Raw genomic sequence first — 26,804 nt, forward strand, 5'->3', positions numbered from 1 at the left:
GAGGGCGTGCGTTGCCCAGCTTTGCTGCGCAACGATTCACGCAGGAATTTTGTTTTGAAAAGCTTTGCTCATCAAGGCTTTTCAAAAACAAAATTCCTGGTTCTGAGCGCGCAGCGCTATAAAAGTGAGCCTTGCTATATTTCTTTCACGAAGCTGTGACAATTTCGTTTTATCTGTCCGTACTTGGTGAACAGAATTTGTGCCAATTCATTTGATAATGGGAAGGTTGTATTTCTCTCAGGTTCAGGTATCATGGGTCGCGCCGAAAAGGTCGTACTGGCATATTCGGGTGGGGTGGACACCTCCGTTTGTATTCCCTATCTCAAAGAAGAGTGGGGTGTGAAAGAAGTGATTACCCTGGCGGCAGATCTGGGTCAGGGAGAAGAATTAGGACCTATTCAGAAGAAAGCCGAAGATTCTGGGGCATCTATTTCGTTGGTTGCGGATGCCAAAGCGGACTTCATTAAGGACTACGCATTCCCTGCGATCCAGGCGAACGCTCTGTACGAGAACCGCTATCCTCTTTCAACAGCTCTAGCCCGTCCTTTGATCGCAAAGCTGTTGGTAGAGGCCGCCGAAAAGTACGGTGCCGATGCCGTAGCTCATGGTTGCACGGGTAAAGGAAACGACCAGGTGCGCTTTGACGTATCCATCGCGGCCCTTAACCCTAACCTGAAGGTACTCGCCCCCGCACGGGAATGGGGTATGAGCCGGGAGCAAACCATTGCGTATGGTGAGCAGTTTGGCATTCCGGCTCCTGTTAAGAAATCGTCTCCTTACAGCATTGACCGCAACTTACTGGGCCGCAGTATTGAAGCTGGTCCCTTAGAAGACCCCTGGACAGAGCCTCTGGAAGAAATTTATGCGATGACGAAGGCGATCGCCGACACCCCCAACGAGCCCGACTATATCGAGATTGGCTTCGAGCGTGGCATTCCCGTCAGCCTGAATGGCCAGTTCTTAGCACCACTGGATCTGGTAGGTCAGTTGAATGAGCATGTGGGTAACCATGGCGTCGGCCGCATCGACATGGTTGAAAACCGTCTCGTAGGGATTAAATCTCGCGAGATTTATGAAGCTCCCGCTCTGCTGGTGCTAATCCAGGCGCACCGCGATCTGGAAAGCTTAACTCTGACAGCCGATGTTAGCCACTACAAGCGTGGTATCGAAGAAACCTATTCTCAGTTGGTGTACAACGGCCTCTGGTATAGCCCCCTAAAGGGTGCACTGGACGCCTTTGTTCAACAAACCCAGGAGCGGGTTTCGGGTACGGTGCGAGTGAAGCTGTTTAAGGGCAATGCCACCATTGTCGGTCGTAAGTCTGAAACATCTCTCTACACCCCTGACCTGGCAACCTATGGTGCTGAGGATCAATTCGATCACAAGGCCGCCGAAGGCTTCATCTACGTCTGGGGCCTACCCACCCGTGTATGGTCTGAAAAGATGCGAGGCTAAACCTATTGGGAAGATGTATTTTTCGTATCAAACAAGTATGAAAAATACGCCTTTCAAGACTGCCTTTTTAGAAGAGTAAGCCTCCTCTTAAAGCGTCCGTATATATAGCGCTGTGAACGTTGATTAAGTACGGTGGTGTGGGGCACCTCGTGCCCTACACCACCGTTGCTGTACTTAACGCACTTGTATATTGCTATAAGAAAAAGCCTCGGAGAATCCGAGGCTTTTTTGCTCTTTGGGAAGGGTTGAATTTTAATTCAGTCGCGTCTATAGCAATTCGAAGTGACAGGGGAAAAGCTAACGAACTTCACTGTAAGCGTGCTCAACATCTCGCATGGTTTCATACTGTTGGTCAGGCAAGCGCTTCAGCAGATCCAGCACTTCTTTATCTACTTTTTTTCCATTAGCATGATCCACGAGTTCTTGCTTAGATGCGGGAAAATCCATGCCACCTAAAGCCTTCGTAATGTCAATTGGAGAAACCGCCATCGCTGTAAGCTCCGTGTGGTCTGTACAGAAACAGTCTAAGAACTGCTATTATCAAACTCCTCTTTCAATAGTCGTAAAATCAATGCCCATAAAATCAAATATCCGTTCTGAAAGAGCAATGACCACTCACTCCATACATCACTCCTCTGAAGTACGCCAATAGGCGTTCCCCCTGGCAGGATCTCTAGAAATACCCGAATTTAGAAGGATAATTTTCAGGGCAACTATATAAGCCTTTATCCCTAGCAAAATTTACAAACAGCATGCACAGTCTATAAAGTACAGGAGGAGGTGTGAAACGAAGTCTCACAGCCCTCTCATACTTTATTGAATCGGGAAATGCTGCAGAAAAATAGAGTTAACTATCATGGCAAAATTAAGCCCAATAATTCGCCAGAGGTTAGCGGAGGCGATTCAACACCATATCCCTGCAAACGAGATAGAAGCCAGTCATCAAGACACTATTTTGCAGTTAATCGAAACCTGTGACGATCCCCTGGATCGCGATCGCTATTCTCCAGGTCACATCACTGCAAGCGCCTGGGTTGTGGCAGTAGACACTCGGCAGGTCGGCCTCATTTTTCACAAGGGCTTACAACGGTGGTTGCAGCCTGGAGGCCATGTTGACCCTGGCGAAACAGATATTCTTGCCGCCGCCCTTCGAGAAGTGGCAGAGGAAATGGGATTGGCCGTCGCCTCATCTCGTGCTCAGCTTTTCGATGTGGACGTCCATCCTATTCCGGCCAGACCGCCCTACCCTACCCATCAGCACTTTGACATCCGCTATCTGTGTCTGACGGAATCACAACCTATCGTTCCCGCAACGGATGTAGAGCAGGGACGATGGTTTTCCATTGAAGAATTGACACCAGACATTCTGGATAGCAGCATGCAACGGATGCTAGACAAGTGCTTTAGTGCCGGGATTCTATAGAATTGTGCATTTAATAGCCTGCAATTCCTTTGTGGGAGTGACGGCAAAACCGTCACTCCCACAAAGGAATTACAGGGTGTTTTATTTGTGGTCCTTAGGGGCTTTGGTACGAGACGGATTCATTTAAGCCAGGGCATAAGCAAATTTCGGTTTGGAAACGTCCCTACCTAAACCAAGGGGTTGGGGTTAATCCCCAACCCTTTCCTGATGTTCTAAATGTGAACAGCGATCGCGCTTAAGGCTCTTCCATGGCCTCTTCGTTCTTATCCTCAACCCGTGGGTTTGTAGGAGAACTCTGGCGAATGTCTTGCCGTAGTTCTCGATCCTCTACAGCTCCTGATTCGGGCTGCACAGTTTGAGATTGGGACTCGTTTTGAGTAGAGCGATCGTCCCCTTGAGTAGTATTCATTTAGGATTCTCCTTGATTAACAACGAAGGACAGCAGCCACAGATGTGGCATCGGGCACCTGTTCGGGTGAAACGGCATACACAGTTCCACCATTTAGCAGGGTTTAGGTAGCAGCATTGAGCAAATTTTCATGACCAGGTTCTGCTTCGTTGTGAACAGTCAGCTCGTTGTTGTCGGAGCCAAAACGGCCCCGTTGTTACACCGACTGCTACCAACAACTCCTCAATGCGCCTGAACAAGGCACATGAAACGGTTTCTTTCAGGTCAGTAGAGGTACAACCCGTGTTAGTGAGTTCGAAGTAGTGGGCGATCGCTACCTCTCGATCTTGCTCAAAAAATGTTATTGGCAAACAGTAATACCGGAAGAAATTAGACGCAATAAAAAGCGCAAGTCCTTCATTTTGACGCTCCTAAAATTCTAAGCGATCTAAATCTTGGGCTGGCTCCAAAGGATTATTGATATCTGTAGAGCGAAGGCTATAGGCTTGCAAATCGGTGTCTGCTTACCGCAGTAAATTCTTAAAGCGAATGGGATTTTGAAGCACTTCCGCACTAGCCCGATAGGTCGACATAAAAATAGAAATGTATGGGCTTTGTGATTGTGTAGCAAGTGTCTTGGGTTCATCAAGAAACATGAGGCTCATGAATAAGTCAACCCCCCACTCACTGACTCACCGATCCTAAAAAGTCTACTATTAACTTTCGTCTGTCTAATGGAAGCGATAACTTTAATTCAGGTCTGCCTAAGGAAAGGATCAATTATTTTGCATTTAGGCGAAATAGTAACTCAGTCAAAAGAATGAGGATTTTAAGGGGGCTTTAGTGAGACTCTTAAGCCAAGCTAATCTGAAGAATTAGCCTACGAGGCCGTTTGAAAAGACACCCTGACAGGGTTGTTTTTCGTGCGTGTAGAGAACGAAATACACACTTTTCAAACACCCTCTATGTTGCATCGGATTAGACACTGATTATTCAGATGACGAGGTGGACCCATGGCTAAATCACAAGCAGCAACTGATATTCTTTCCCTGATCGAAGCTGATCACCGGCAAGCTGAACAACTTTTTGAGCAGGCTGAAAAGGCAAAAGGGAAAAAACTACAAGATTGCTTTAAGCAAATCTATAAAGCATTAAATCTTCACGCCCAGGCTGAAGAAGTTGTCTTCTATCCAGCAATGCGGGAGTTCGAAGAAACTGCCCAATACATCGAAGAGGCAGAGGAAGAGCATACCTCCGTCAAAGTTATGTTGGAGCAGATGAAGGCAATGGAACCCGGCGACGAAGATTTCGCTGACATGATCATGGATCTGAAAGATGCCATGATGCACCATATCGAAGAAGAAGAAAGTGAGATCTTTGACACCATTCGCGAATGTATGGATGAAGACCTGCTGCAAAACCTGGGCCAGGAATTTCAGCAGACTAAATCTAACCTGGAAGCCGATATAGAAGCGCTTCTTGCCAATAATAGTTAGCGTCCTATCAATTTTTAGTACCGGGTATCCAGTGCTAAGTAGCTCAGCCTAATTAATAGGACCCAAAAGGCTATGCCGCCCACGACGCGGGCGGCATAGCCTTTTGGGTCCTATTAATTCTAATTACCTACCCAAAAAGTTGAGTTTGTTTTTTTGTAGGAGCTACGACCTTACAAAAATTCTGGTAGCTATTCATTAACATAAAACCCAAATATAGGATGTGCATAACGCTAAGAGTAAACGCATTCTAAAGCGTTTTCCGATCTAATAAGGTACGAAGGATGTATATGGAACTTCGTACCTTATTGTAAGAGTTATGTGTTTAGGTCTATTCACTCTCTTTTTTGCTATCTCTAGTAACAGAAAAGAGGATATTCAACTTGCACTTCCCACAAAAAACATAATCAAAGATTAATGCTCTACACTAAATATTGCCGAAATTTTCAGGGAAAATAGCCTTAAATTGTGAACAACGAAACCTGAGGCTGGGCTAAGTTTTTTGGCGAACGTGAGCTGCACAGCCATAAAAACTGTTTCTGCGTATGCTTTGCGCATACAAAAACAGGCCATTTAGCTGATTTGAAATTGACGCTGATGTAAGGTATGTTTTGTTCTTAGGCAGTAGGAGGTGCGCTTATTTAGCTATATTCCTCGTTTTTGAAGCAGGAACTCCTGGGGTGTATAGAATAAAACAGTAAGTTTGAACTTACCTATGGGGAAGGGCGATCGCACGTTCTTGCCAGGAGACCTCACGAAATTTTACAGAATATTACAGTTCCGTTGGCTGTGTTATAGTCGTAGCGTAAAGATGGTTTTGGGTTCTGGAACTCCAATTTGTTTATTACAGCAAATGTTGTTTTCTCCGGATCTAGCTTCTCTACACTCTCTTGATTCGGAGGAATCTCATGTCGATTTACGTTGGAAATTTGGCCTACCAAGTTACCCAAGAAGATCTTGAACAGGCATTCGCAGAGTACGGCACGGTTAAGCGTGTTCAGCTCCCTATGGATCGTGAAACCGGGCGATTCCGCGGTTTTGCATTCGTAGAAATGGAAACAGAAGCTCAGGAAGCCAGTGCGATCGACGCATTGGATGGTGCTGAGTGGATGGGCCGCGATCTAAAAGTTAACAAAGCAAGACCCCGGGAAGAGCGTGGCTCTTCTGGCGGCGGCTGGAGTGGCGGTGGCGGCGGAAATCGTCGTAACGACCGTCGCTACTAAGCTAAAGTTTTGAGCCAAAAGGGAAGGATTACTGCCTTGGAATTGGGTAAAATACCCGACAAGCGGTCTCCATCTCTTTTGGCTCTAGTTCTGTTGGTAGTTATAGGCTTTTAAGCTATAACTTTCACGTGACCGCTGTTAAATGTTGATTCGGAGGAGGATGCAGAGTGACCCAGGTAATTTTGGGAGAAAATGAAGGAATTGAGTCGGCACTACGACGCTTTAAGCGTCAAGTTTCTAAGGCTGGGATTCTTCAGGACGTCAAGAAAAAGAGACACTTCGAGACTCCGCTAGAGAAAGCTAAGCGGAAAGCCGTGGCAAAGCATAGACAGCGGAGACAACGTTTCCGCTACCAGTAAGTTTTGTTCGCGCCGAATCTTTGAGCTATCCCAATGAATATCCACGAGCTTTTAAGCCGATATGCCGCAGGACAGCGTGACTTTAGTCGGCTCAACTTGATTGCTGCCCGGCTCAGAAACGCGAACCTGAGAAATGTAAATTTCAACGGGGCTAATCTAACCAGCGCAAACTTGAGTTGTTCTAACCTGAGCGGCGCAGATTTTCGAAATGCAACGTTGGGAAATGTAGACTTCAGTCACTCAAACTTGACAGGGGCTGACTTCACCGGAGCCGTCTTGATTGGGGCTAATCTGACTCATGCAGATTTAACCTCTGCAAACCTCTCCAAAGCTAATTTAGATAGAGCAAACTTGGAGCAAGCTTGCTTAGATCAAACCGCTTTGGCCGCTGTAGGTACAGCTGAAGGTATTGCTTAACAATCCTCTGTTTCTTGAAGTCAATCAGTCTGCAAATTGTAGTTCTTTTTGTGACACCTCTTTAAGGGGTTTAGCAAAGGGAGCTACATTTGTTTTTGAGGCTGTTTAGTCATGTTTCAAACCCTTTATTTTTGAAAAGCTGTGCAGAGCACAGCTTTTCAAAAATTGAACTCTCTTAACAAGCCTGAGTTTGGCTTAAGAGAGTTGAGGTTAACCAGATTGTATGTAGTACAGTGCACGTTGATTAAGTACGGTGGTGTGGGGTACGAAGTGCCCCACACCACCGTTGCTGTACTTAACGCATTTGCACAGCGTTATAAGGCTATAGGGCCAGAAAATGCTGTAGGGCTATAGCCAGTTACCCACCAGGACAAAGGCACTCCAGTAGTATGGACGGCTGAAGATAACCAGGTTGGGGTCGTGGATCATCGCAACTTGTGCTTGGCGTAGGGCTTCTGCTTTCGTGATGCCCCCCTTCGAGAGTTCTTGATAAAAGCGCACCATTAGGCGTGAGGTTGCTTCGTCGCTGACATACCACAGCGAGGCGAGGGTGCTTCTGGCGCCAGAACGGACGGCTACCCCAGCTAAGCCAAGGGCAGCGCGATCGTCTCCGACTGCCGTACGGCAAGCACTGAGCACGAGCAGCTCAATAGGGCGGCGATGATTGAGATCGGTTGCTTCCAGCAACGTATTCATTTCATTGATGTTGAGGCGATCGTTCCAGGTGAGGATGAACGTATCTTCCTCAGTCGAGCCGAATTCGCCATGCGTAGCCAGATGTACCACTGGGAAGTCCACTGCATCCATCGCCGCCCGCAATTCTTCATCAGTAAATGCTTCATCTAGAATGACTTCTCCTGGAACAATCGCGTGCAATTGAGACAGCTCATCCTTCACTCCCGGCAATGGAGAGAAGCCCTGGCGCGATTGGCTCAGGCCTCCCATCAATACTGTCAGGGGTTCCTTTGACAAAGAACTCGCCTCCAGCAATTGCAGGGTAGGGGCCAGAGCCACAGCATAGTCTTCAATCAAGTAACGATCGCTATTTAACAACGCCCCCATCGGAATGCTGCGCAGCAAACCATCCGACACAAACACGAGGGTTTGAACCTGATTGACCCGCAGATCCTCCAGAGCTGGACGAATCAGCCAGTCAAACACCTGCTGGCTATCGGGGCCGGTGCGCTGGCTGAAGCGTGGGTCACGCAACTGGCGAACATAGCGGGTGATGAGGGCATTAACCTCAGTTGCAGAAATCGGGGTGGAGTAGTGGCGTAGGGGTTGAGCAGGAAGAGAAAGAATAATCTCCAGGCGATCGCTCAAGATAATCGGGTAAAACACCGCTGCGTGGGAGTCGATCGCATCAATCTGCACCTTCCGAGCATTCAGACAAGCTTCGCGGAAGAAGTTGTCCAGCTCTGCCAGTTGCAAGGATTCAATGGTGAACCGGGCCTGTTCCAGGTCTGTCTGGGTCGGTGTGGCGTCGGGAGCCAACAGCAGCGACACCAATTCTCGATGGATGGGTTCCACACTGTCGCGGAAGGAAAACTGCGCTTCTGGGTTAATGGCGGATAGGTCACGGCGCACCACTTGAAGCGTATCGATCGCCTGGGTATAAGCCGCGATCGCCCCAGAGCGATCGCCCTTTTGCTTGAGGATTTGGCCCAACTGCCACTCCCAGCGGTAGCGCAGTTCCGGAGCGTTGACCTGCCCTCCCAATAGCAAAGCCCGATCGGTGAGGGTCTGGGCTTCGTCCAGTTGCCCCGTCTTCTGGTAAAGGGCTGCCAACGTACCCAGGGCATAGGACTCAGCCCGCTTATCCTGTAAATTCTCGGCCTGCTGAGCAGCCGTGGCAAGCGATCGCGCCACAGCCTCCAGATTCTGGGCATTGGGCAAGCGGAGTTGACTATGGCTCAGACTGACACGGGCATCGATGGCGGCGCGACTGGTGGGCATTTGGTCCACCTGCTCTGCCAGCATAGGAATGAGGGCTTGAGCCTCGGCCCACCGTTCCAGATCTAACAGGACGTGCAGTTGATTGAGTTCTGCCTGAGTGCGCAGAGTCAGATTGGAAGTGGAGCTTGCCTGCTGATAATGAGCCAGAGCAGTTTTGCGATCGCCCCGAGATTGATAGGCATTACCGAGACTCAGGTGAGCACGGGCGATCGCCTCGGTTAGAGACAACCGCTCGGCCATGGTCAAACTCTCCTGCAAAACGGCTTCTGCCTGGTGGAGATCGCCTGCAACCCGCAGGGAATCTCCCAGGTTGCGGAGAATTGCCATCTGCTGGGGGGAATCTGGTTGGCTCACCTGGGATTGCCGTAGTTCGGTCAGGTATGCCACTGCTCGCCGATACATCCCCATAGCCTGCATGGCTTCTGCCTGATTGAGCTGGGATCGGAGAGCCGCCTCACCATTGCCCTCAGCCTTATAGAGAGCTGCTGCCTGTTCCCAAGTTGCCAGAGCGGCTTCAACCTGGCCTTGATGGAACTGGAGCTGTCCCTGAACCTCTAACACCTGAGCTCGGACTGCCGTTTCTTCAGGTAGAGCTTGCAGGTGTTCTAAGCTGGTGGCGATCGCGCGTTCAGCCGCTTCCCACTGGCCCAGATGCTGATAAATGAGGGAAAGGTTACTGAAGGTGATCGCAGCAGCCAGCCCATTGCTTGACTGGGATAGGGGTTCTAGCAAAGCAGCTGCTTCCGCATAGCGTCCTGCCTCGTAAAATTGACGACTCTGGGTTAATGGGTCAGACGGTTGGGCTGCAAGATTTTGAGTCGGTGAAATTTGAGCAAGACCCGGTAGGGTGAGGCAAAGCACTGCTGTGAGAATTGCCAGCCAGGAATAAAGGAGCGATCGCATCGCTCGCCTTAACCGGAATCGGACCCACTTTAATGCACTTGAGGACACGTGCCCCCCCTTTCCGCCAAGGACGGTAGGCCCAGAGCGGCCCCAGCAACGAGGTAGATGTTACCCTGAGCATCCCGAACCCAACTTTCCGCTTCGGTGATTGCGGGTGTGGGTTGAGTAGAGTGAGGTTCTGGGGTGGGCATAGAGGGGCGATCGCGCACCTCATCCTGAGACACCCAACCTGCTTCGACTTCATCAGATTCCAAAGGGTCTAGAGGGCTGGGAGGCAATCCACCACGACCCGTGACCACAAAACGCCCCAGCCTCTCTGCGGCGGCTGGCCCCGTGGGGCACACCTGACCGATCTGGTCAGAGGCATCCACGACCCCACTCGGTAATGCGACCAGGCCTTGAACTGGATCGATACCGGGAGTATCCACCACAACCGTCCCATCTAAGCCAAAGCGAGAGCTGGCTGTAATGTCACTCAGCTCAGTCAGCTCAGGTCGATATTCCAGGCCGAAAATGCCCTGAGTTGCGATGGCAATATTTCCACCACTTCCTTCGAAGGCATTGGCAACAATATCACTGTTTTCTTGAGGGATGCCCACCACAAAATCGGCGTCAATGAAGATGTCGCCGCCATTGCCCGAGCCCTCTGCCCGTCCGGCTTCTGTGGAAATTAAGCTGCCTCGTCGCAGCACCAGCGCTCGATCCACCGCTAACGCAATGTTGCCGCCATTGGTGCTGTTAGTTTGTGTGCTAATGGTGGATTCATCGTCCAGAACTAGATGATCGGCGGCGATCGCAATCTGCCCCCCCCGGCCCGTTCCCAGGCTCTCAGCGGAAATGTTGCCACCGGTCAAGGTCAGATAGCCAACAGTGGCAATAATATTGCCCGCATTGCCAGAACCAAACGCCCGTACTGCCAGGGCACCTCCATCCCGAATATCCAGAGAATCTGCCGAAATAATCACATTTCCCCCATTGCCACCTGCGTTACCGAAGCCCTCGCTGAAAATGGCGCTGCTGTTGCCGCTGATGGGGTTAGTGCCGATCACACGCAACGGCCCTTGAGTTTCGATGATCACATTGCCCGCATTACCGTCGCTTTCGGTGTCGGCCACCAGTCGGCCTCCATTCTGGAGAGTCAGCGAACCTGCCTGGATGGCTACATTGCCGCCATTACCGTTGGCACCTTCCGCCACACTCGTAAAGGCGCCGCTGAGCAACTGCCCATTTGGGCTGGCTCCATCAAACTGCACCGGCCCCCGTATTTGCAGAAACACGGCCCCCGCATCTCCCGTCCCGAGGGTATCGGCAATCAATTGCCCCCCTCCCGTCACACGAAGAGACTCAGCACTGATGAATACGCCGCCCCCCTGACCGACAGCGGTTTCCCCAATTCGGGTAAATGCAGCACTAGCGAAGCTGCCGTCAGCACTGGCCCCGTCAAAGACCACATTTCCCCGTGCGTTAATTAAGATAAATCCTGCATTTCCCATGCCTTCGCTCTGGGCGATGACCTGGCTTCCTTCCAGGACATGCAGGTTTTCTGCGTCAATAATTACGTTGCCAGCATTACCCATGCCCCGGGTCTGAGCCAAAACTCGGCTTTCGTTGCGCAGAGTGAGATCGCCCGTACCGATGACAACATTCCCCCCCTGGCCCCGCCCTGTCGATTCCAGTTCACTAGCCAGGGCAGCATTATCAAGCAGAATGCGATCGCTCACCCCCAAAATCACACTTCCGGCATCCCCAGTACTCGCATTGCTAGCGGTCAGCGAAGCCCTATCTCGCAACTCCAGAGTATTCGCCAGAATGCCAATATTGCCGCTGTGACCCACCCCTTCCGGATCTACATCTGTAAAGGCGGCACTGGCAAGCTGACCATTGGGGCTGGTGCCCTGAAAGAGGACGCGATCACGGGCCTGAATAAAGACATTGCCTGCATTTCCTCGCCCCTGGCTATCCGCAATCAATTGAGAGCCATTGAGTACCGTCACCGAGCCACTGACGATCGCCACATTACCACCTTCCCCCACCCCCGCACGGTTCACCCGGCTGAAGGCAAAGGCCTGGTCAAAGAGCACATTATCCCGTGCCTGAATCAACACATCTCCGGCATCCCCCTGGCTAAAGGTGGTTGCACTCAGTTGAGCATTATTCAGAACTCGCAGCGACCCTGTGGCAATGGAGACATCGCCTCCATCACCCTGAGCATTGCCACTCACTTCACTATTCAACGAGCTATTATCGATGACCGTGCGATCGCCTACCAACACCTGAACAGCCCCCCCATCCCCCGTACCAAAGCTGCTGGAAGACAGAGCGGCACCATTGACAACCCAGAGCCGATTGGCAGCAATTCCCACATTTCCGCCCTGCCCCACGGCTCCATCCATCAGCTGACTGGAGACAGTGCTGTTATCGATACGAATGCGGTCGCCTCCAATCAACTGAACGGTGCCTGCACTTCCAGCACCGTACATATTGGTATTGAGTTGCACACCCTCAAGCACATTCAGGTTCTGCGCCACAATGGTGATATCTCCAGCATCCCCTCGAGCGCCCGCCTGAACGTCAGCTACGATACGCGTATCCGGCCCCACTACCCTGACCGTTCCTGTGGCATTGATGGTGATATTGCCCCCTCTCAGGTCAGGCAACGCCGACCCCGGTGTGAGAGCGGAGAGCAGCGCACTCCCCTCCAAAATGTTGATATTGCCCCCATAGAGGGCGATCGCCCCCTGAGTTTGAGCCCGAGCATCCAGGGTTGAACCATTGGTCATGGTAATTCTGCCCCGCTCCAGCCCTGTAGCAGGAGGACGCAGAGCCAGGTTATGGCCTTGCACCCGTAATGGCAGAACCCCCGCCCCACTCACAGAACCTAATTCCAGCCTTCCTCCGTTGGGGAACTGAAAGGCCAGAGACGAACCATCCAATCGTACGGCTCCACCAGCCAGCACCAGACTGCGGCCTGAATCCACCGCTAAAAATGTGGCATAGCTGGTGATGTTGCCAGGGCGATCGCCATATTGCAACCCAATCGGCGCACTCACACTTAACAACCCCGGCGGTTGCGGATTTGATGCGCTGAAATTATCCCGATTGGCAAAGAGAAAACCCTCTGCCGTACTAGCCAGGAACGATCCTCGCAAATCCAACTGAGCATTGGGGCCTAAGAGAATACCATTGGGGTTGAGCAGAAACAAATTTGCATTACTACCCACTACCCCCAAAACACCTCGGATTTGGGAACCATTGCCACCTGTAACCCGAGTCAAGATGTTAGCGACCCCTGCATCCGTCCCGAAGTAGACACTTCCTCCCTCACTGACATTAAACTCACGGAAGCTATGAAAGAGGTTAGAACCGCGGCGATCGCCTCCAACAATGCCAAAGTCTATCGGTGAAAAGGGAACCACCTGGCTTGGATTATTCAGAGTGTTATCGGCTTCTAAAGGAAGTTGAGCGATAACAGCGGTTCCAGGGAAAAAACATCCTCCCAAAACCACCAACAATCCAGAAAACTTACAAAGCTTATCCAGGCCAAAGAACCGCCGCCCACAAGCGACACCATCCTTAGCTCTTATTTTTTTTAAAGACATAGAAACCAGACTTCCCGGCTGGAAAGCTGACAGCAAAAGAACACGAGGTAGCAGCAACCCTGAGGCGCGGGAGGTCACAACTCCAGGTTTAGGTTGAGAAAAATCCCCAGGCCGGTGAAAAACTAATGCGATTGTTCAAAGCTCTATATTGCATCGATTTCCCCTAAATGTCATGGGCACCCAAATTCCTCGCCCACAACTATTTCTGAGACAGAAGAGAGTGTAGGAGCAAAGCTTCCACACTCTCTTCCAGCGTTATAAAATTCATCCCACAAAAACTCCGTACCAACGGCGCATAAACCTAATTTAAAACCCACTGATGCAAAGCGCCACATTCACACACACCGATATTCCCTTGCGCAAGGGGGTCTGGGGAACGGCGCTTTGTCCTCCAGCTTGGGGGTTTAGGGGGCAGAGCGCCCCCAAGCGACAGATTTCCCTAAGACCCCATCATCCAGACACACCCATCCGAAAGGGTTGATTTTCCATGCTCAAAGGCACAAAAAACAACCCTCTTAATAACTTTAGAACCTACGCAAGCTCACCATATTTGACGCATTTATGTTGTGTGGTTGCTGCGCATATCACACAACATAAATGTATAAGTCCTGAACTTCTTAAACAACCTCAAAACGCGGCCTAAGCTGCCTTCCGCTTAAAAATCCGCAGTTGAAATTGACTTGTATCTAACCGAGCATTCGTCTCATACCAGCCCCCCCCAATTTGCTCAAACAAATTAATATCCTGATAATTTTTATGCTCCTGAGTCAGCTCCAAAAGCAACGTTGTCAACTGTTGCTTGTCCTCATCTGACATCACATCCAAATAAGACGGAAATAACACCGTATCCACCCGCTTCCGAATCGCGTAATAAGGCGCAAAATCACTATAAACAACCTCATCCGCCGCAATATTCGCCTGCACAAACTGCTCAACGCGTTGATAATCGCGATCCTGCCAATGCAATAGCCCCGGCACTAACCGATTTGGCAACCCCGGAATACTCGAAGCGATCAACAGCACAGCCACCCACAAAATCCCAGGCTTCTTCAATGCAGAACCCCGCACCCCAACCAACGCCGCGCTTATTCCAATCACCAACGGAATAATTCCCATCCAACCATAGTATTTGGGATAGTTGCGCACCAAACCCATCAATAAGGGAACCACAACTCCTGCCAACAACCCAAACCCCAAAGGCGATCGCCAATAAAACGTCTGGTTAATTCGCTGAATTGAAGCCAGAGCGATCGCCCCAGCCATCAACAACACAAAACTCCCATCCTGGAAATACCATTCCCCAATGCCCGCGAATCGGCTTACCAAAATCGGCCCCAGATTCGTCAGAGCAAACATCATTTTTTGGCCCACACCGGCATCCTTTGCCGAATCAGGCACCACGTCAAGACCACCCAACGTATGCCCACCTAACGTCTCAATAAAGGTATCCAGAACACCCTGTTGTGCATAAAGAAAAACCGTTGCGCCCAATCCCAACACCATGCCAACGCCAATCGGAATGCCTGCCTTAAGAACGGGTTTTCCCAAAAAGGGAAACAGTAACGCCGCCAAAATGACCCCATAAGGAAGCAGATGAAAACCAGCCAATGGAATCAAAAATCCAATCCCCAAAAACACAGCCGTTCGAGGCAGCGATGATGGAAACGTATAGGCCAGCATCAAGCCTGAAAAGAGAGCGATCGCAAGACAGTCATAACGGCCTGACAGGTAAGTAAAACTTACTCCATAGCTACAGAGAATGAGGGCAATTAGGATGAAGCGATCGCGCGTAGTCGAAACCAGGTTGAGCCGATACACAGCGCACCAGATCAAGACCATCGAAAGTGATATAAGGACGTAATTTAATAAACGAGTTGTCGCGACCTGTAGCCCAAATACTTTAAGCCAGGGAAACAACAACAGCGCATAAAGTGGCGCATTACAGGCCCAAACCTCATCCCGCGTTTGGTAATACCAGGCAGACGAAGTAAACCCATTTCCTAAGAACAAATTAGCTGCTGGGTCAGTCAACAACACCTCATCCATCCACACAGGCCAAAGCTGCGCAGACAGCATCGTTATAACCCCAAGAAAACCTACCAGAATCAATGCAAGTAACCCAAACTCATGACGAGCTGTAATCGTATTGATGCCCCGATAAAAGGCACCTTTTTTACGGTTCGAAAGAATAGACTCCAAAACCATAGCGCAGCTCCTGGTCAAGGGGAAAAGCAGTTGAGAGTTCGAAAAACACAACAAACCGAGAGCGTTAAAAACCACCATAAACAGTAGTTTCCAGGCTAAGCTTGGACAAGCCATCAGGTGAGTATTTGCAACACGTTGCAGCTCTACAGAAACAACACGATCAATGCAAGACCATCACCTGAAGTTTCTTAAAAACTTAGCTTTCAATCTTAAGCCAATGCAAATTCCAACCAGCGAACCAAACAACAGGCACTAACGCCAACATTTAGAACACTCTTCATCTAACGGCAGATATTGGATACTCACTACCCGCTAAAACGGTTTGATGCATCGTAAGCAGCCTATTTTTTATTGTCAATAGTTTTTTAGATGTGCTTTATAAGGAATTCACAATAAAAATTCAGAATGATTGTGTTTTAAGGGACTACAAAAACAATTTGCATATCGACCAGTAACATCACAAACACCCTTAAATTTTCTATGTTTGAGCGTTACCATCTAAGATTTTGTATCAAAAACAACTTAATCATCTTTTTGCTTGAATTTTAGAATGAACTATTTCATTAAAACCAGCAGTAAAACTTTGTACGTATTGCGCAAACCCTTTGTCTTACAAAGCTTTCGACTCAACCGGATCTTCTTGCAATACCACCTCATCTCTAAGTAAAAAGTTCTGTTGGCAACAAATTAGCGCCTTAAAAACTTTCCTTAAAAGGATATAGAAGCTACTTTTTTATGCATAGGACGAACTAAAAAGTAACCATTTTTTCCCTCACCTGTTTTTGAAGATTACATGAAGCTGCGCAATACCGTTGGATCTCTTTCGGGGAAATTACGTAGGCTATTGAGCAAACAAAACAGGGGGTTCCGACCTATGGTTTCCTCAAAACCTAAAGGTTCGCTGCCGAGTTCAGAAGATCCTCAACCAAGTCACAAGAAGGTCTATGCCTCTGGTATCTGGGTGGCTTATCTCAAGGCGCTCAGACCACGCCAATGGACTAAAAACCTCATTATCTTTGCCGCTCCTTTGTTTGCCTTTGCAATTAATTGGCGAACCATTTCTGGAAGCCTTCTCGCATTTACCCTCTTTTGTTGCATCTCAAGTAGCTTTTATCTGATTAACGACCTGATGGATGTCGAAGCTGATCGTCGGCATCCCGTCAAATGCAAACGCCCTATTGCCGCTGGCTTAATCAGCATTCCTACCGCCATCACCATGGCCATTCTTTTGATGGGCGGAGCGTTGCTGGTTGGCGGTCTCTACACACCTATGCTCTCGGTGGTGCTGGCCTGCTATGCCGTTTTGCAGGTGGCCTACAATCTGCGGCTGAAGCACACCGTTGTGTTGGATGTGATTGCGATCGCCAGCGGCTTCGTTTTACGGGCCTTAGCAGGAGGGGTTGCAACGAGCATCACCCTCTCCTCCTGGTTCCTGCTCTGTACTGCCATGTTGGCCTTGTTTCTTGCAATTGAGAAGCGCAAGGCCGAGATGCGATTGGCGGTTGCCAAGGGTGGCAGTTCCCGTGCTGTACTGCGCCGCTACTCCCTATTTCTGTTGCAGCGAATGGAAGGTGTTGTAACCGCCGGGGCCATTCTTACCTACACTCTCTGGAGTTCTGGCCCTGAAGTGGGAGGTGCATCGACATCCTGGATGTTGCTCACCGTACCCTTTGTTCTCTACGGCATTTTCCGGTATCAGTTTCTCAGTGACCCTAAGGAAATCCGGCGGCGGCAACGGCTTGAGGGCAGCATTTCTGCCCGTACCGAGCGCCCTGACGAGGTTTTACTGAGTGATCTGCCAATTCTACTGACCGTTGTTTCCTGGATTGTGGTTACAACGGGAATTTTAGCCCTTGCCAAAATGGGTGTTCTTTAACCAGTTCCCAATACCATCCTTATGCGTCTCTTTCGTCCTTTTCGTAACGCGAGTTGCGCAGGTATCCCATACCGTTTTTTCCAGCGGCCTACGCTGGCTACCAGCACGCCAAGTTTTGCCCCAACGGTCGCAGACATCGACATTAACGATCTCGTCCGCTCTGGAATTCAGGGCATCATTCTAGACTTGGATAACACTATTGTGACTGAGGACGATCGCTACCTCTCCCCGGGTATTGAGAATTGGATTCAACTGGCTAAACAACGAGGGCTGCGCTTTTGCATCCTCTCCAATGGCAAGCGCCGCCACCGCATCAATTACTGGATGCTGCGCTTAGACATACCGGCCCTTAGCCCAGCGCGTAAACCTCTGCCCTGGGGCTTCTGGAAAGCTCTTAAGCAGATGGGGCTTCGATCTCGGGCTGTTGTGGTGATTGGGGACAGCCTTCACACCGATTTGATTGGAGCCTGGTTTGTAGGGTGCCGTACCATTCAGGTCGCCTCCCTACCCCACGATCCCCACTGGTGGGAAACCTTGGCCGGGCAATGGCTGCACGTGCCCTACCCCACCCCAGAACAGCTTCAGGCCATTGAGGTTGACTTTAGTGCAGCACCCCCATCCCTGAAAGCATCCTGAGCAACGCTAAAAGTCAAAAGGCACCAGCCTCTAAACGATGCTGGTGCCCTTTATTTATAGAGAGAGGTAAAAGTCAGGGTCTTTATAAAGGATGACCCCGTATTAACTTTTTATAGATTGCAGCAATTTGTGAACATACTCGCCAGCTTTAATGTTTTCTTCCGTTTTCAGTCGTTCATCGCTCAGAGGTGGCCTTTTCCCGTTCTTTGCGGGCGATCGCTCGATCTACTTTCGCCAACCAGACCATTAGAGCCACAACCCCCACTTGTAGGGCGAAATTAGGAAGCGCCCCCATCACATCTCGACCTGCCAGGATTTGGGCCAGAAACACCAGCCCACCCACAAATCCGGAGAGACCAAACACAAGGTACATAAACATCCGCAAGCCCCGGTAAGGAGCACGAGCTTCTTCCCGCAAACGGGCATACTTTTCAGGAGACAATCTCGCGGAAGAACGTGGAGTCTGAGACGGATCTGCCATAACGTTGGAATTTAAAGGAGCTTATCTAAGCTACCAGGTGTTCCAGGATGAAGCCATGCGATCGCACGGCTTCATCCTGGAATGGGCACTACCAGATGCCACGCTTACCGCTGGGGTGTGTGGTCCCCCAATTCGTCCGAGCCTGGGCCAACTGGGCATCTGTAATCTTCGCCCCGGTGAGGTTAGCTCCACAGAGGTTCGCCCCTCTCAAGTTGGCATTGCTTAGATAGGCATAGCTGAGGTCTGCTCCCCGCAAATCCGCATTCTGAAGATCGGCGTGGCTCAAGTAGGCCCGCGCCAGGTTGGAATCCTTAAGTTGCGCATGGCTCAGCCCAGCTCGTCCAAAATCTGAATTGAACAGGTTGGCTCCCTGTAAATTGATTTTATGCAGGCGAGCCTGGTGGAAGTTTGCCCCCGTCAGAGTAGCCCTGGCCAAATTTAGCGAACTCAAATCATGGAAGGTAAAGTCCCGCCGCCCTTTGGTGTAGGCCAAAACTACATCTTCCGCTGTGAGTTTGGGTTTTGAGTTTCCGCTAGAGTTGTCGCCATTGTTAGGCGGAATGGAATTGCGACGTTCCAGGGTAGTGGTCGTGACACGAGGGGTAGCAGCGGGGCCCCGACGAATAGACCCACCCGTCATACCCGTAGAATCCATCCCATTTTTTTGCTGGCGTGCTCGAATTGCTGCTGCCATGCGGGCCGACGGGGAGGACGGGAAGAGGCTACCACTCAAATCGCCGGACGAAGGAGCACTATCGTTCCGTAGCGAGTTCGAGCGCGCCGCAGGTTTCACCATACTTTGAGCCAGGCTATCCAGATAGGGCTCCAAATCTAACGCCCGCAGCACTTCATTGGCATTCTGGTAGCGATGCCGGACCGACATTTCTAGCATTTTGTGCAGCACGGTCGCGAAATGCTCGCTGACATGCACATGGCGATTCCACATGAGTTCGCCCGTGGTGGGGTCGTAGTCTAAATCCTTCGGTGATTTGCCCGTCAACAAGTAAACACAGGTAACCCCAACCGCATAAATATCACTGGCATAGACCGGACGCATGGACATCTGCTCAGGAGGCGCATAGCCCGGCGTACCGATAGCATAGGCCGTCAAAGCCGTTTGCTCTGAGGCATTGGCTCGGGTAGGGCTGACCTTATCTTTAACAGCGCCAAAATCGATCAGTACTAGTTTTTTATCTTGACTGCGGCGGATCAGGTTGGCGGGTTTGATGTCCCGATGAATCACCTGACTGGAGTGAATGTACTGCAACATCGGCAGCACCTCACTTAAGAACTGCTTCACCCCGGCCTCAGAAAAAGGCCCATTCTTCTTTACTTCCTGCTGCAGGGTTGAGCCACTAATATATTCTTGAACAAGATAAAATTCTTGATTGGATTCAAAATAGTCTAATAGCCGGGGGACCTGTGGGTGGTTACCGATTTTACCCAGGGTCTTTGCCTCTCGTCGGAAGAGGTCACGGGCCATTTGAAGCACGTTAGGAGAAGAGACAGCAGGCCGTAACTGTTTGATAACGCAGTAGGGACTACCGGGCAAAGACTCATCCTTAGCTAGGAAGGTTGCCCCAAACCCTCCGCGACCTAGCTCCTGGAGGACGCGGTAGCGATCGCGTAATAATAGCTTGGATCCACAGGCTTGACATAGCTCTGTGTCGAGCAAGTTCTCAGGGTTGGGACAGGCTGGGTTCAGGCAGTAGCTCATTCGGCTTCACTCTGTATGCTCGATCGCCGGGAGGTCATCTCGTTTCGAAGATTGACACCTTTATCTATGATTATCCTTCTATTAGCAACAGCAGGCCGTGCTGTTCTTTCGGGACATCCGTTGAAGACTTGTTAAAGTTGACCAGGATTTAATTAAAATCCCGATAAAAGCCCATGTTTTCACGGAGTCGACCTGTATCAAAGCATCAACCTTGCATCCCAAACTAAGGGCGAAATCCTTTCAAGAGATAGGCTCTGAGCGGATTTCAGCAAGAAGCACCTTCCGGTCTTTTTTCTAGTGTTCCCAGAGATATACTCAGGATTTGCGCTTCCCTGCGGAATTCGTATCAGGAAAGATACGATGCAACTTTGACTTAAACATTCAAAACAGCCACTCAGATCTTCCCAGTTTTACCTAGGAAAAACAGCGACGTATTGCACTGTCTAACAGAAAAACACCCTCTAGACCAGAGGTTGATGCCCCTCACTGAATACTTTGTATCTAAATTTACTTGAATTTGGCGAAACACGGTATTAAAGGGCATTGGAAGGGTTAATTTGCCGTTGCAGTTAAGTGGAAATTCACGCTTCAAATACTCTCCAGACTAATTATAAACTCTCTGTTCTGTTCTCCAGTAAGCCGGGTAGCTATTCCAGAATTTTTAAGCCTTCTATATCGTTTTTATATTAAACGCCACATCTCCTATACCGCTTCATGTTGGTTTGGTATTGCGTGGCTTGTCAGGAAAACTAAAGACAATATTCTCTCGTAGCAATTTCAGTTATCTAACAGCGCTTTGCGCTTGAATCAGCCACGGTTGTTTTTGTGAGAGCCGCGCTCCATGAGGCTCTCACAAAAACAACCGGATTTTAAGCGATTGAAAAGCGCTGTTAGATATTAGTGGAGTGTGGCAAACGAGGTGTTTCACCCCCCATTACAACCACTGTGTACTATAAGCGGGTGAGAACGCTATAATTCATTTGCTTGCCAACTTTACCCATGTAGGGGTTCCCCCGTCTTATAGGGTGCCTAACGAAAGGCAAAGTCAACTATATTTAGTTTGTCCCTAAAAAACATTGAGGATTCCTAAATAGATCTACTGAGATCTATAGGGAGCTTTGCGCTAGCGTCTCGACCAATCAACAAGTTTTTTAGCTAATAAACCCAGGCTACATTTAGAAGCAGTTTGAAAAGCGATTAAATGGGCAGCGGCTCACTTAATGAAATAGGACACAAACAAGTATCTTTGCTGGGTATGAGCGGGAGTTGAGGGTAATTACTCTCAACTCCCGCTCATACCCAGCAAAGGGTAGTTTCTTGAGAGGATGTCGACCAGCCATTCTTAATTATGAGCTTTAAAGCCTGAAGACTGCTCGCTTGGAACGAGCAGTCTTCAGGCTGGCTTCCAAAATGAGAATTGCTGGATATCGACATGCGAGTGAGATTTGACCTCAACAAAACGATACAATCTTAACGGGTAGGCAAGTACAGGTGCGGTTTTTGGCGCTTTGCACAGGTTCCCCACCCCCTTAACCGGGAGGCCGCCGGAGGCGATTCTCTCAAAATTTCTGGAACGGTTAGACATGCGTATTTCTTTAAACTGGTTGCGAGAACTGGTCGATATCTCCATGACCCCCCAAGAGCTTGCGGAAGCGCTCACCATGGCAGGGTTTGAAGTCGAAGATATTGAAGATCGTCGCACCTGGGCGGATGGAGTCGTCGTGGGGCGAGTTTTAGCCCGTGAGCAACACCCCAATGCCGATCGTCTGAGTGTTTGCCAGGTGGATATTGGAGCCGCAGAGCCGTCCACGATCGTGTGTGGAGCGGCTAATGTCCGGGCGGATATCTACGTGCCTGTCGCGACCGTTGGCACCTACCTGCCCACCATTGACCTAAAAATTCGCCCTCGTAAACTACGGGACGTTCCCTCAGCCGGGATGATCTGCTCTCTGGCCGAGTTGGGATTAGCGAAGGAATCAGACGGGATTCACATTTTTCCTCAGGAAACTTTGACCCCTGGCCAGGATGTACGACCTTTACTGGGTCTGGATGACGTCATTCTAGATTTAACCTCCACCGCGAACCGAGCTGATGCCTTAAGCCTTGTCGGAATTGCCCGGGAGATCGCTGCTATCACGGGAGCCACCCTCAAGTTGCCAGAAATCCCAGCTACGCCACTTCCCGAAGCTGGTAACGATTTGGTTTTAAAGATTGAGGACACCAAAGCCTGCCCCATCTACATCGGTACACTCATCTCAGGGGTGACGATCGCCCCATCTCCTGAATGGCTACAGCGTCGGTTACTGGCCTCTGGCACACGTCCCATCAACAACGTGGTGGATATCACCAACTATGTGTTGCTGGAATGGGGTCAGCCCCTCCATGCCTTTGATGCGGATCGGTTGCGCGCGATCGCCAACACCCAGAACCTCACCATTGGTGTACGCACAGCCCATGCCGGAGAAAGCCTGACCACTCTGGACAGCCAATCTCGGACGCTGACCGACCAGACATTGTTAATTACTGCGGGCGATCGCCCCGTAGCTCTGGCCGGGGTCATGGGTGGCGAAGACAGCGAAGTGCATAGCGGTAGCGTCAACCTGATGCTGGAAGCGGCTTTCTTCGACTCGGTTGCGATCCGTCGGTCGGCTCGGTCTCAAGGATTAAGGACAGAAGCTTCTGCACGTTATGAGCGGGGGGTTAACCCGGCAGAGTTGCTGCTAGCTTGCCGTCGAGCACTGGCTTTAATTAGCGAGTTGGCAGGGGGAACGCCAGATAGCCAGGCGATCGCCGATGCCACCGCTGGACAAGCCTCTACAACCCGCACCATTGAGCTACGTCTAGAGCGTGTGAATGCAGTGTTGGGCCCGGTTGAATTAGGCGACCCCGATGAAGGTGACTCCGTAATCGGCGAACTTCAGGCCGAGGACGTTGAGCGCACACTGACAGCTCTCGGTTGCCAGCTCACTCCCATCACCCCCGATCGCACGATCTGGACAGTAACCGTTCCTCCTTACCGCTACCGCGATTTGGAGCGAGAGATTGACCTGGTCGAAGAAGTAGCCCGACTCTACGGATTCAATAAATTTGTTGATACCCTGCCAAAGGAAACCGAGCCCGGCTATCTGCCGGTAGACCAGGAACTGACCCGGGCTGTTCACCAGGCTTTACGAGCGGTGGGCTTAACAGAAGTGGTGCATTATTCCGTCGGTAAACCCGACGGCGACTCACAGGTTGTGCTGACCAATCCGCTGTTCGCTGAGTACTCCGCCCTACGGCCTGACTTGTTGCAGGGGCTGATTGATGCCTTCCAGTACAACCTGGAGCAAGGGAATGGCCCCCTCAACGCCTATGAGATTGGCCGTGTCTTCTGGCAAGACGAAGATGGCCTGATGGAAGCCGATCGCGTTGCCGGGATTCTGGGCGGCGATGCAAGCCAGGGGCGTTGGGTCCGCAGCGGGCGCGAGCAGCCAATGACCTGGTACGAAGCTAAAGGTGTATTGGAAAGTGTCTTCCGTCGGTTGGGTGTTGAAGTGGAGTATCAACCCGATCGCCGCAATCCTCTTCTACATCCTGGGCGTACCGCGTCCTTATGGGTCGGCGGTGAGCTGTTGGGGCGCTTTGGTCAGTTACATCCTCAAGTACGCCAGGAGCGGGGGTTGCCCGATGAGGTCTATGCTTTCGAGCTGGAGCTAGATCAATTGTTGAATCAGATGGATCAGGAGACGAACTTAACTCCCGTCTTCCAGACTTACTCGTCATTCCCGGCAACCGATCGCGACATTGCTTTCTTTGCACCAACTCAGTTCTCGGTGGCAGAAATTGAGCGTGCGGTAGAACAAGTGGGTAAGCCCCTGCTGGAATCGGTGGAGCTGTTCGATGAGTATCGAGGGGATAAGGTTCCCGCAGGTCAGCACAGTTTGGCCTTCCGGCTAATCTATCGAGCGGGCGATCGCACCCTTACTGATGAGGATGTAGAACCCATCCACCAGAAAGTGCGGGAAGTGCTGGAAGAGAAATTCCAGGCAAACCTTCGCAGTTAAGAGGGGGCTTTAAAGGGTTGAATTTCTGTGCATGATGCACACGAAATTCAACCCCTGCTGGAACTTTTCAACCCTCCTCCACCCAGACATAGGCAAAAGGCAGGTGCTTTGCACCTGCCTTTTGCCTATGTCTGGGTATACGTCCGCTCCCGTCTCAAAAAATATTTCACAAATCATAGAAAAAAGCTGTACAGTTATTTTTCATAAGCTTTATCCACAAAAAAGTGCGATATATAACGCTTTTTCAGCGATCGCAACAGCTTCTTGGGAGAACTCATCTTGTCGGGGGATTGCGAGATGGTGTTTCTTGGCACAGACTTAAGAGACAGTTACGATATCTTAAGGAAGAAGGGCTTTCTGGTTTGACTGGTTTGTCCACACGCAGCTAAAGAGGTTCTATGATTCCTTCCATCACTCCTCAAAACTCTTCTGTGAACGACTCCAACATTTGGCACAATCTAAAGCAAGCGATCGCTGCTAGTTCCGGGTTCCAAACCTGGGAGCAGGAGCGTAACAGTGACGCATCTATTGAAGCGCTTTCCATGGATCAACGCGTGCGTCGTTACCTGCGCGAAACCCTAGAAACGCTAGCTTACTAATTGGCTTAATCTTTATACCTGACACTCAGAGGAATGTGCTGACGGATCGCGACAGCACATTCCTCTTTTGGCGTTCGTTGATATCCCTAAATAATTTTCTATTATACAGGGTTATATCTAACGGGCCAGCCCTTCCAATCGGCCCAAAATATTTAAAACATCTTGGACGGTTTGGCTAGCGCCTTGAATATCGCTGTAAGCATCGGCCAGCCTTTCAACATCTACATACACTTGAGACGTGGGATAGTTCTGCAGAATTTCGAGCAGCGAAAGTTTGTCATTATCGACGGAAGATAGGACGATCGCAGCTCGCATAGCGCCCCGTCCGGCAGAGCGCGGTTCTGGATAAATAACCTCACTCACGCGATCCAACAATGCATCGCCCAGAGGATTGTTCAGTATCCGATCAGCAGCAACACCCTGCATTGGAATTTCCTCCGTCAACAGTTGCCGTACTCTTTCAGGAGATACTTCCGCGCGGTCAAAATAGGAATCGAGTTGGTTTGTCACCTCACCCAGCTGTACCAAAGCTGTCAATTCTTCCACACCCACCGAACGCTGAAATGAGCCATAGGTCAGGACGATCTCTTCAGCCGCGATCGCCCGCCCACCTAGTAAACCTGCCGAACCCACCAGAGCTCCTAACACCAAATTCCACCACTTCATGCGTTTTTTCTCCCCAGTATTTCAGGCCAGCCGCGACGTATAGACGATTAGGTTGTGCTTCAAATGTGTGGTTGGTTGTTGTGGAAGGGGCATTTTGCTCCCCTCCCACAGCAACCAACCACGCCCCTAAGACAGTACCGACGATCTTTTAGACTCAGAAGTTTCAGCTGAGGCAGAGGGCAGAAGAAAAACAGAACCGGGAAAGACAAACCCTTGTAAGCGCTCGAACGCCCAAGACAATGCTTGCATCTTACTGACAAACCTTTGCCCACTCCATCTGTCCTTTGCTCTATAGTTTTTCTCCCACTCTCTACCTTTTTTGCCCTCTGCCTTCTATTCAACAAATACTAAATCGACCTCCATCGGGGATAAGTTCAAGTGCCCGTTTTAGAGTTGTACTCTGCGCACGCCAAAATGAGCTTTTTGGGAGGGCGCACAAAGCGCGTCCCTCAAAAAAGCCCTTAACCCGAACTCAAGTTAAATTAATACTGTTCTACAACGATCGCTCCTATGGCTTACTCAGATACAGTTGAGGCGGAATTGCCTCCCGTGTTGGCAGCGCTGCAACAGTTGATTGCGGTTGTGGCCCAGTTGCGATCGCCCGATGGAGGGTGCCCATGGGACCTGGCGCAAACCCCCCAAACCCTCATTCCTTACGTCATTGAAGAAGCCTACGAAGTGGTAGATGCGATTCGGCAGGAGAACCCGGAGGCGATCGCTGACGAACTGGGCGACCTGCTGCTGCAAGTGGTGCTTCAGGCGCAGATCGCCAGTGAAAGCCAGCAATTTGATCTGGCTACAGTTGCCGATACCATCACCCAAAAACTGATTCGCCGCCATCCTCATGTGTTTGGCGATGTGACCGTCGCCCACATGGATGAGGTGCATCAAAACTGGGAGCAAATTAAAGCCCAGGAAGACCAGGAGAGCCATGGAACCGACAAGCTGGCTCCTCGCCTGAGCCGATATGCGCGATCGCTTCCTCCCCTCACGGCCAGTCTCAAAATCTCCAAGAAGGCCGCTGCCGCCGGTTTCGAGTGGGAGACAGTGGATGGGGTGTGGGAAAAATTTCAGGAAGAGTTGGGGGAGTTTAAGGAGGCGATCGCTCACGAATCTCCTGCCCGTCAGCAAGAAGAACTGGGCGATCTATTGTTTACTATCGTCAATTTGGCACGCTGGCATGGCCTCGACCCCGACGAAGCACTGCAATCCACCAACCAGCGTTTCATCCAGCGGCTCACGTTGATGGAGTCTGTTGCCGATCGCTCCTTGTCAGATTACAGCCTTGACCAACTAGAGGAACTCTGGCAAAAGGCTAAGCAGACATTGAAGAAAGCAGAGAGCTAAGGCGCGTTTTAATCGCTG

At 50.4% G+C, this 26,804-nt stretch carries 19 protein-coding genes; 11 read left to right on the forward strand and 8 right to left on the reverse strand.

What is annotated here, in order from left to right:
• The first annotated feature begins 252 nt into the window (after nt 1–252).
• Nucleotides 253–1,455 carry an argininosuccinate synthase gene (locus NDI52_RS05025; RefSeq protein ID WP_190773348.1) on the forward strand — a complete coding sequence of 401 codons (1,203 nt, stop codon included), beginning with the start codon at nt 253–255 and terminating at the stop codon, nt 1,453–1,455.
• A 297-nt stretch (nt 1,456–1,752) separates the two neighbouring features.
• On the opposite strand, the gene NDI52_RS05030 is transcribed toward NDI52_RS05025, so the two are convergent.
• Nucleotides 1,753–1,944 (reverse strand): DUF2795 domain-containing protein, encoded by a 192-nt coding sequence (locus NDI52_RS05030; protein ID WP_190773347.1) that lies wholly within the window; start codon nt 1,942–1,944, stop codon nt 1,753–1,755.
• A 367-nt stretch (nt 1,945–2,311) separates the two neighbouring features.
• Between NDI52_RS05030 and NDI52_RS05035 the strand changes: the two genes are divergently transcribed.
• Nucleotides 2,312–2,878, forward strand: coding sequence for an NUDIX hydrolase (locus tag NDI52_RS05035; RefSeq protein ID WP_190773346.1), 567 nt, complete (start codon nt 2,312–2,314; stop codon nt 2,876–2,878).
• 235 nt (nt 2,879–3,113) lie between these two features.
• Here the strand turns inward: NDI52_RS05035 and NDI52_RS05040 are convergent, their stop codons facing one another.
• Nucleotides 3,114–3,287 (reverse strand): hypothetical protein, encoded by a 174-nt coding sequence (locus NDI52_RS05040; RefSeq protein WP_348256320.1) that lies wholly within the window; start codon nt 3,285–3,287, stop codon nt 3,114–3,116.
• Between the two features lie 992 nt (nt 3,288–4,279).
• Between NDI52_RS05040 and NDI52_RS05045 the strand changes: the two genes are divergently transcribed.
• From NDI52_RS05045 to NDI52_RS05060, 4 genes are all read left to right on the forward strand, one after another.
• Nucleotides 4,280–4,762 carry a hemerythrin domain-containing protein gene (locus tag NDI52_RS05045; RefSeq protein ID WP_190773344.1) on the forward strand — a complete coding sequence of 161 codons (483 nt, stop codon included), beginning with the start codon at nt 4,280–4,282 and terminating at the stop codon, nt 4,760–4,762.
• 905 nt (nt 4,763–5,667) lie between these two features.
• Nucleotides 5,668–5,982, forward strand: a complete 315-nt coding sequence (locus tag NDI52_RS05050; protein ID WP_190773343.1) for an RNA-binding protein — start codon at nt 5,668–5,670, stop codon at nt 5,980–5,982.
• A 167-nt stretch (nt 5,983–6,149) separates the two neighbouring features.
• Complete coding sequence (rpsU, locus tag NDI52_RS05055) at nt 6,150–6,341, forward strand: 30S ribosomal protein S21 (RefSeq protein WP_190773342.1); 192 nt, start codon at nt 6,150–6,152, stop codon at nt 6,339–6,341.
• A gap of 33 nt (nt 6,342–6,374) precedes the next feature.
• Entirely contained in the window at nt 6,375–6,758 is a 384-nt protein-coding gene (locus NDI52_RS05060; RefSeq protein WP_190773341.1) for a pentapeptide repeat-containing protein, read from the forward strand.
• Nucleotides 6,759–7,106: 348 nt separating this feature from the next.
• On the opposite strand, the gene NDI52_RS05065 is transcribed toward NDI52_RS05060, so the two are convergent.
• From NDI52_RS05065 to NDI52_RS05075, 3 genes are all read right to left on the reverse strand, one after another.
• On the reverse strand, nt 7,107–9,665 hold the full coding sequence (locus NDI52_RS05065; RefSeq protein ID WP_348256321.1) for a CHAT domain-containing protein: 2,559 nt from the start codon (nt 9,663–9,665) through the stop codon (nt 7,107–7,109).
• Nucleotides 9,647–13,216, reverse strand: a complete 3,570-nt coding sequence (locus NDI52_RS05070; protein WP_190773339.1) for a filamentous hemagglutinin N-terminal domain-containing protein — start codon at nt 13,214–13,216, stop codon at nt 9,647–9,649. The genes NDI52_RS05065 and NDI52_RS05070 overlap by 19 nt, the downstream gene beginning before the upstream one ends.
• A gap of 639 nt (nt 13,217–13,855) precedes the next feature.
• The gene (locus tag NDI52_RS05075) at nt 13,856–15,421 is read right to left on the reverse strand and encodes a hypothetical protein (RefSeq protein WP_190773338.1); all 1,566 of its coding nucleotides are present in this window, start codon (nt 15,419–15,421) and stop codon (nt 13,856–13,858) included.
• Nucleotides 15,422–16,295: 874 nt separating this feature from the next.
• Between NDI52_RS05075 and NDI52_RS05080 the strand changes: the two genes are divergently transcribed.
• Together NDI52_RS05080 and NDI52_RS05085 are read left to right on the forward strand one after the other, a co-directional pair.
• On the forward strand, nt 16,296–17,297 hold the full coding sequence (locus NDI52_RS05080; RefSeq protein WP_190773337.1) for a decaprenyl-phosphate phosphoribosyltransferase: 1,002 nt from the start codon (nt 16,296–16,298) through the stop codon (nt 17,295–17,297).
• A gap of 21 nt (nt 17,298–17,318) precedes the next feature.
• Entirely contained in the window at nt 17,319–17,933 is a 615-nt protein-coding gene (locus NDI52_RS05085; protein WP_190773336.1) for a YqeG family HAD IIIA-type phosphatase, read from the forward strand.
• Between the two features lie 175 nt (nt 17,934–18,108).
• Here NDI52_RS05085 and NDI52_RS05090 read toward each other — a convergent pair whose 3' ends face one another.
• Nucleotides 18,109–18,414, reverse strand: coding sequence for a DUF3493 domain-containing protein (locus tag NDI52_RS05090; protein WP_190773335.1), 306 nt, complete (start codon nt 18,412–18,414; stop codon nt 18,109–18,111).
• Between the two features lie 88 nt (nt 18,415–18,502).
• Nucleotides 18,503–20,131, reverse strand: a complete 1,629-nt coding sequence (locus NDI52_RS05095; protein WP_190773334.1) for a serine/threonine-protein kinase — start codon at nt 20,129–20,131, stop codon at nt 18,503–18,505.
• A 1,583-nt stretch (nt 20,132–21,714) separates the two neighbouring features.
• Here NDI52_RS05095 and pheT point away from each other — a divergent pair.
• Both pheT and NDI52_RS05105 read left to right on the forward strand, forming a co-directional pair.
• Nucleotides 21,715–24,174 (forward strand): phenylalanine--tRNA ligase subunit beta, encoded by a 2,460-nt coding sequence (gene pheT, locus NDI52_RS05100; RefSeq protein ID WP_190773333.1) that lies wholly within the window; start codon nt 21,715–21,717, stop codon nt 24,172–24,174.
• A 398-nt stretch (nt 24,175–24,572) separates the two neighbouring features.
• Nucleotides 24,573–24,773 (forward strand): hypothetical protein, encoded by a 201-nt coding sequence (locus NDI52_RS05105; protein WP_190773332.1) that lies wholly within the window; start codon nt 24,573–24,575, stop codon nt 24,771–24,773.
• 117 nt (nt 24,774–24,890) lie between these two features.
• On the opposite strand, the gene NDI52_RS05110 is transcribed toward NDI52_RS05105, so the two are convergent.
• On the reverse strand, nt 24,891–25,439 hold the full coding sequence (locus tag NDI52_RS05110) for an alpha/beta hydrolase (RefSeq protein WP_190773331.1): 549 nt from the start codon (nt 25,437–25,439) through the stop codon (nt 24,891–24,893).
• Nucleotides 25,440–25,949: 510 nt separating this feature from the next.
• Between NDI52_RS05110 and mazG the strand changes: the two genes are divergently transcribed.
• Complete coding sequence (mazG, locus tag NDI52_RS05115) at nt 25,950–26,786, forward strand: nucleoside triphosphate pyrophosphohydrolase (protein ID WP_190773330.1); 837 nt, start codon at nt 25,950–25,952, stop codon at nt 26,784–26,786.
• Nucleotides 26,787–26,804 lie beyond the last annotated feature (18 nt).

The sequence above is a fragment of the Leptolyngbya sp. PL-A3 genome, from assembly GCF_039962325.1.
Taxonomy (GTDB): Bacteria; Cyanobacteriota; Cyanobacteriia; order Elainellales; family Elainellaceae; genus Vacuolonema.

What these genes read in the sequence shown, in the direction of transcription:
- NDI52_RS05025 (WP_190773348.1), top strand. Translation starts at nt 253, where the DNA reads ATGGGTCGCGCCGAAAAGGTCGTACTGGCATATTCGGGTGGGGTGGAC.
- NDI52_RS05030 (WP_190773347.1), bottom strand. Translation starts at nt 1,944, where the DNA reads ATGGCGGTTTCTCCAATTGACATTACGAAGGCTTTAGGTGGCATGGAT.
- NDI52_RS05035 (WP_190773346.1), top strand. Translation starts at nt 2,312, where the DNA reads ATGGCAAAATTAAGCCCAATAATTCGCCAGAGGTTAGCGGAGGCGATT.
- NDI52_RS05040 (WP_348256320.1), bottom strand. Translation starts at nt 3,287, where the DNA reads ATGAATACTACTCAAGGGGACGATCGCTCTACTCAAAACGAGTCCCAA.
- NDI52_RS05045 (WP_190773344.1), top strand. Translation starts at nt 4,280, where the DNA reads ATGGCTAAATCACAAGCAGCAACTGATATTCTTTCCCTGATCGAAGCT.
- NDI52_RS05050 (WP_190773343.1), top strand. Translation starts at nt 5,668, where the DNA reads ATGTCGATTTACGTTGGAAATTTGGCCTACCAAGTTACCCAAGAAGAT.
- NDI52_RS05060 (WP_190773341.1), top strand. Translation starts at nt 6,375, where the DNA reads ATGAATATCCACGAGCTTTTAAGCCGATATGCCGCAGGACAGCGTGAC.
- NDI52_RS05070 (WP_190773339.1), bottom strand. Translation starts at nt 13,216, where the DNA reads ATGTCTTTAAAAAAAATAAGAGCTAAGGATGGTGTCGCTTGTGGGCGG.
- NDI52_RS05075 (WP_190773338.1), bottom strand. Translation starts at nt 15,421, where the DNA reads ATGGTTTTGGAGTCTATTCTTTCGAACCGTAAAAAAGGTGCCTTTTAT.
- NDI52_RS05080 (WP_190773337.1), top strand. Translation starts at nt 16,296, where the DNA reads ATGGTTTCCTCAAAACCTAAAGGTTCGCTGCCGAGTTCAGAAGATCCT.
- NDI52_RS05085 (WP_190773336.1), top strand. Translation starts at nt 17,319, where the DNA reads ATGCGTCTCTTTCGTCCTTTTCGTAACGCGAGTTGCGCAGGTATCCCA.
- NDI52_RS05090 (WP_190773335.1), bottom strand. Translation starts at nt 18,414, where the DNA reads ATGGCAGATCCGTCTCAGACTCCACGTTCTTCCGCGAGATTGTCTCCT.
- NDI52_RS05095 (WP_190773334.1), bottom strand. Translation starts at nt 20,131, where the DNA reads ATGAGCTACTGCCTGAACCCAGCCTGTCCCAACCCTGAGAACTTGCTC.
- pheT (WP_190773333.1), top strand. Translation starts at nt 21,715, where the DNA reads ATGCGTATTTCTTTAAACTGGTTGCGAGAACTGGTCGATATCTCCATG.
- NDI52_RS05105 (WP_190773332.1), top strand. Translation starts at nt 24,573, where the DNA reads ATGATTCCTTCCATCACTCCTCAAAACTCTTCTGTGAACGACTCCAAC.
- NDI52_RS05110 (WP_190773331.1), bottom strand. Translation starts at nt 25,439, where the DNA reads ATGAAGTGGTGGAATTTGGTGTTAGGAGCTCTGGTGGGTTCGGCAGGT.
- mazG (WP_190773330.1), top strand. Translation starts at nt 25,950, where the DNA reads ATGGCTTACTCAGATACAGTTGAGGCGGAATTGCCTCCCGTGTTGGCA.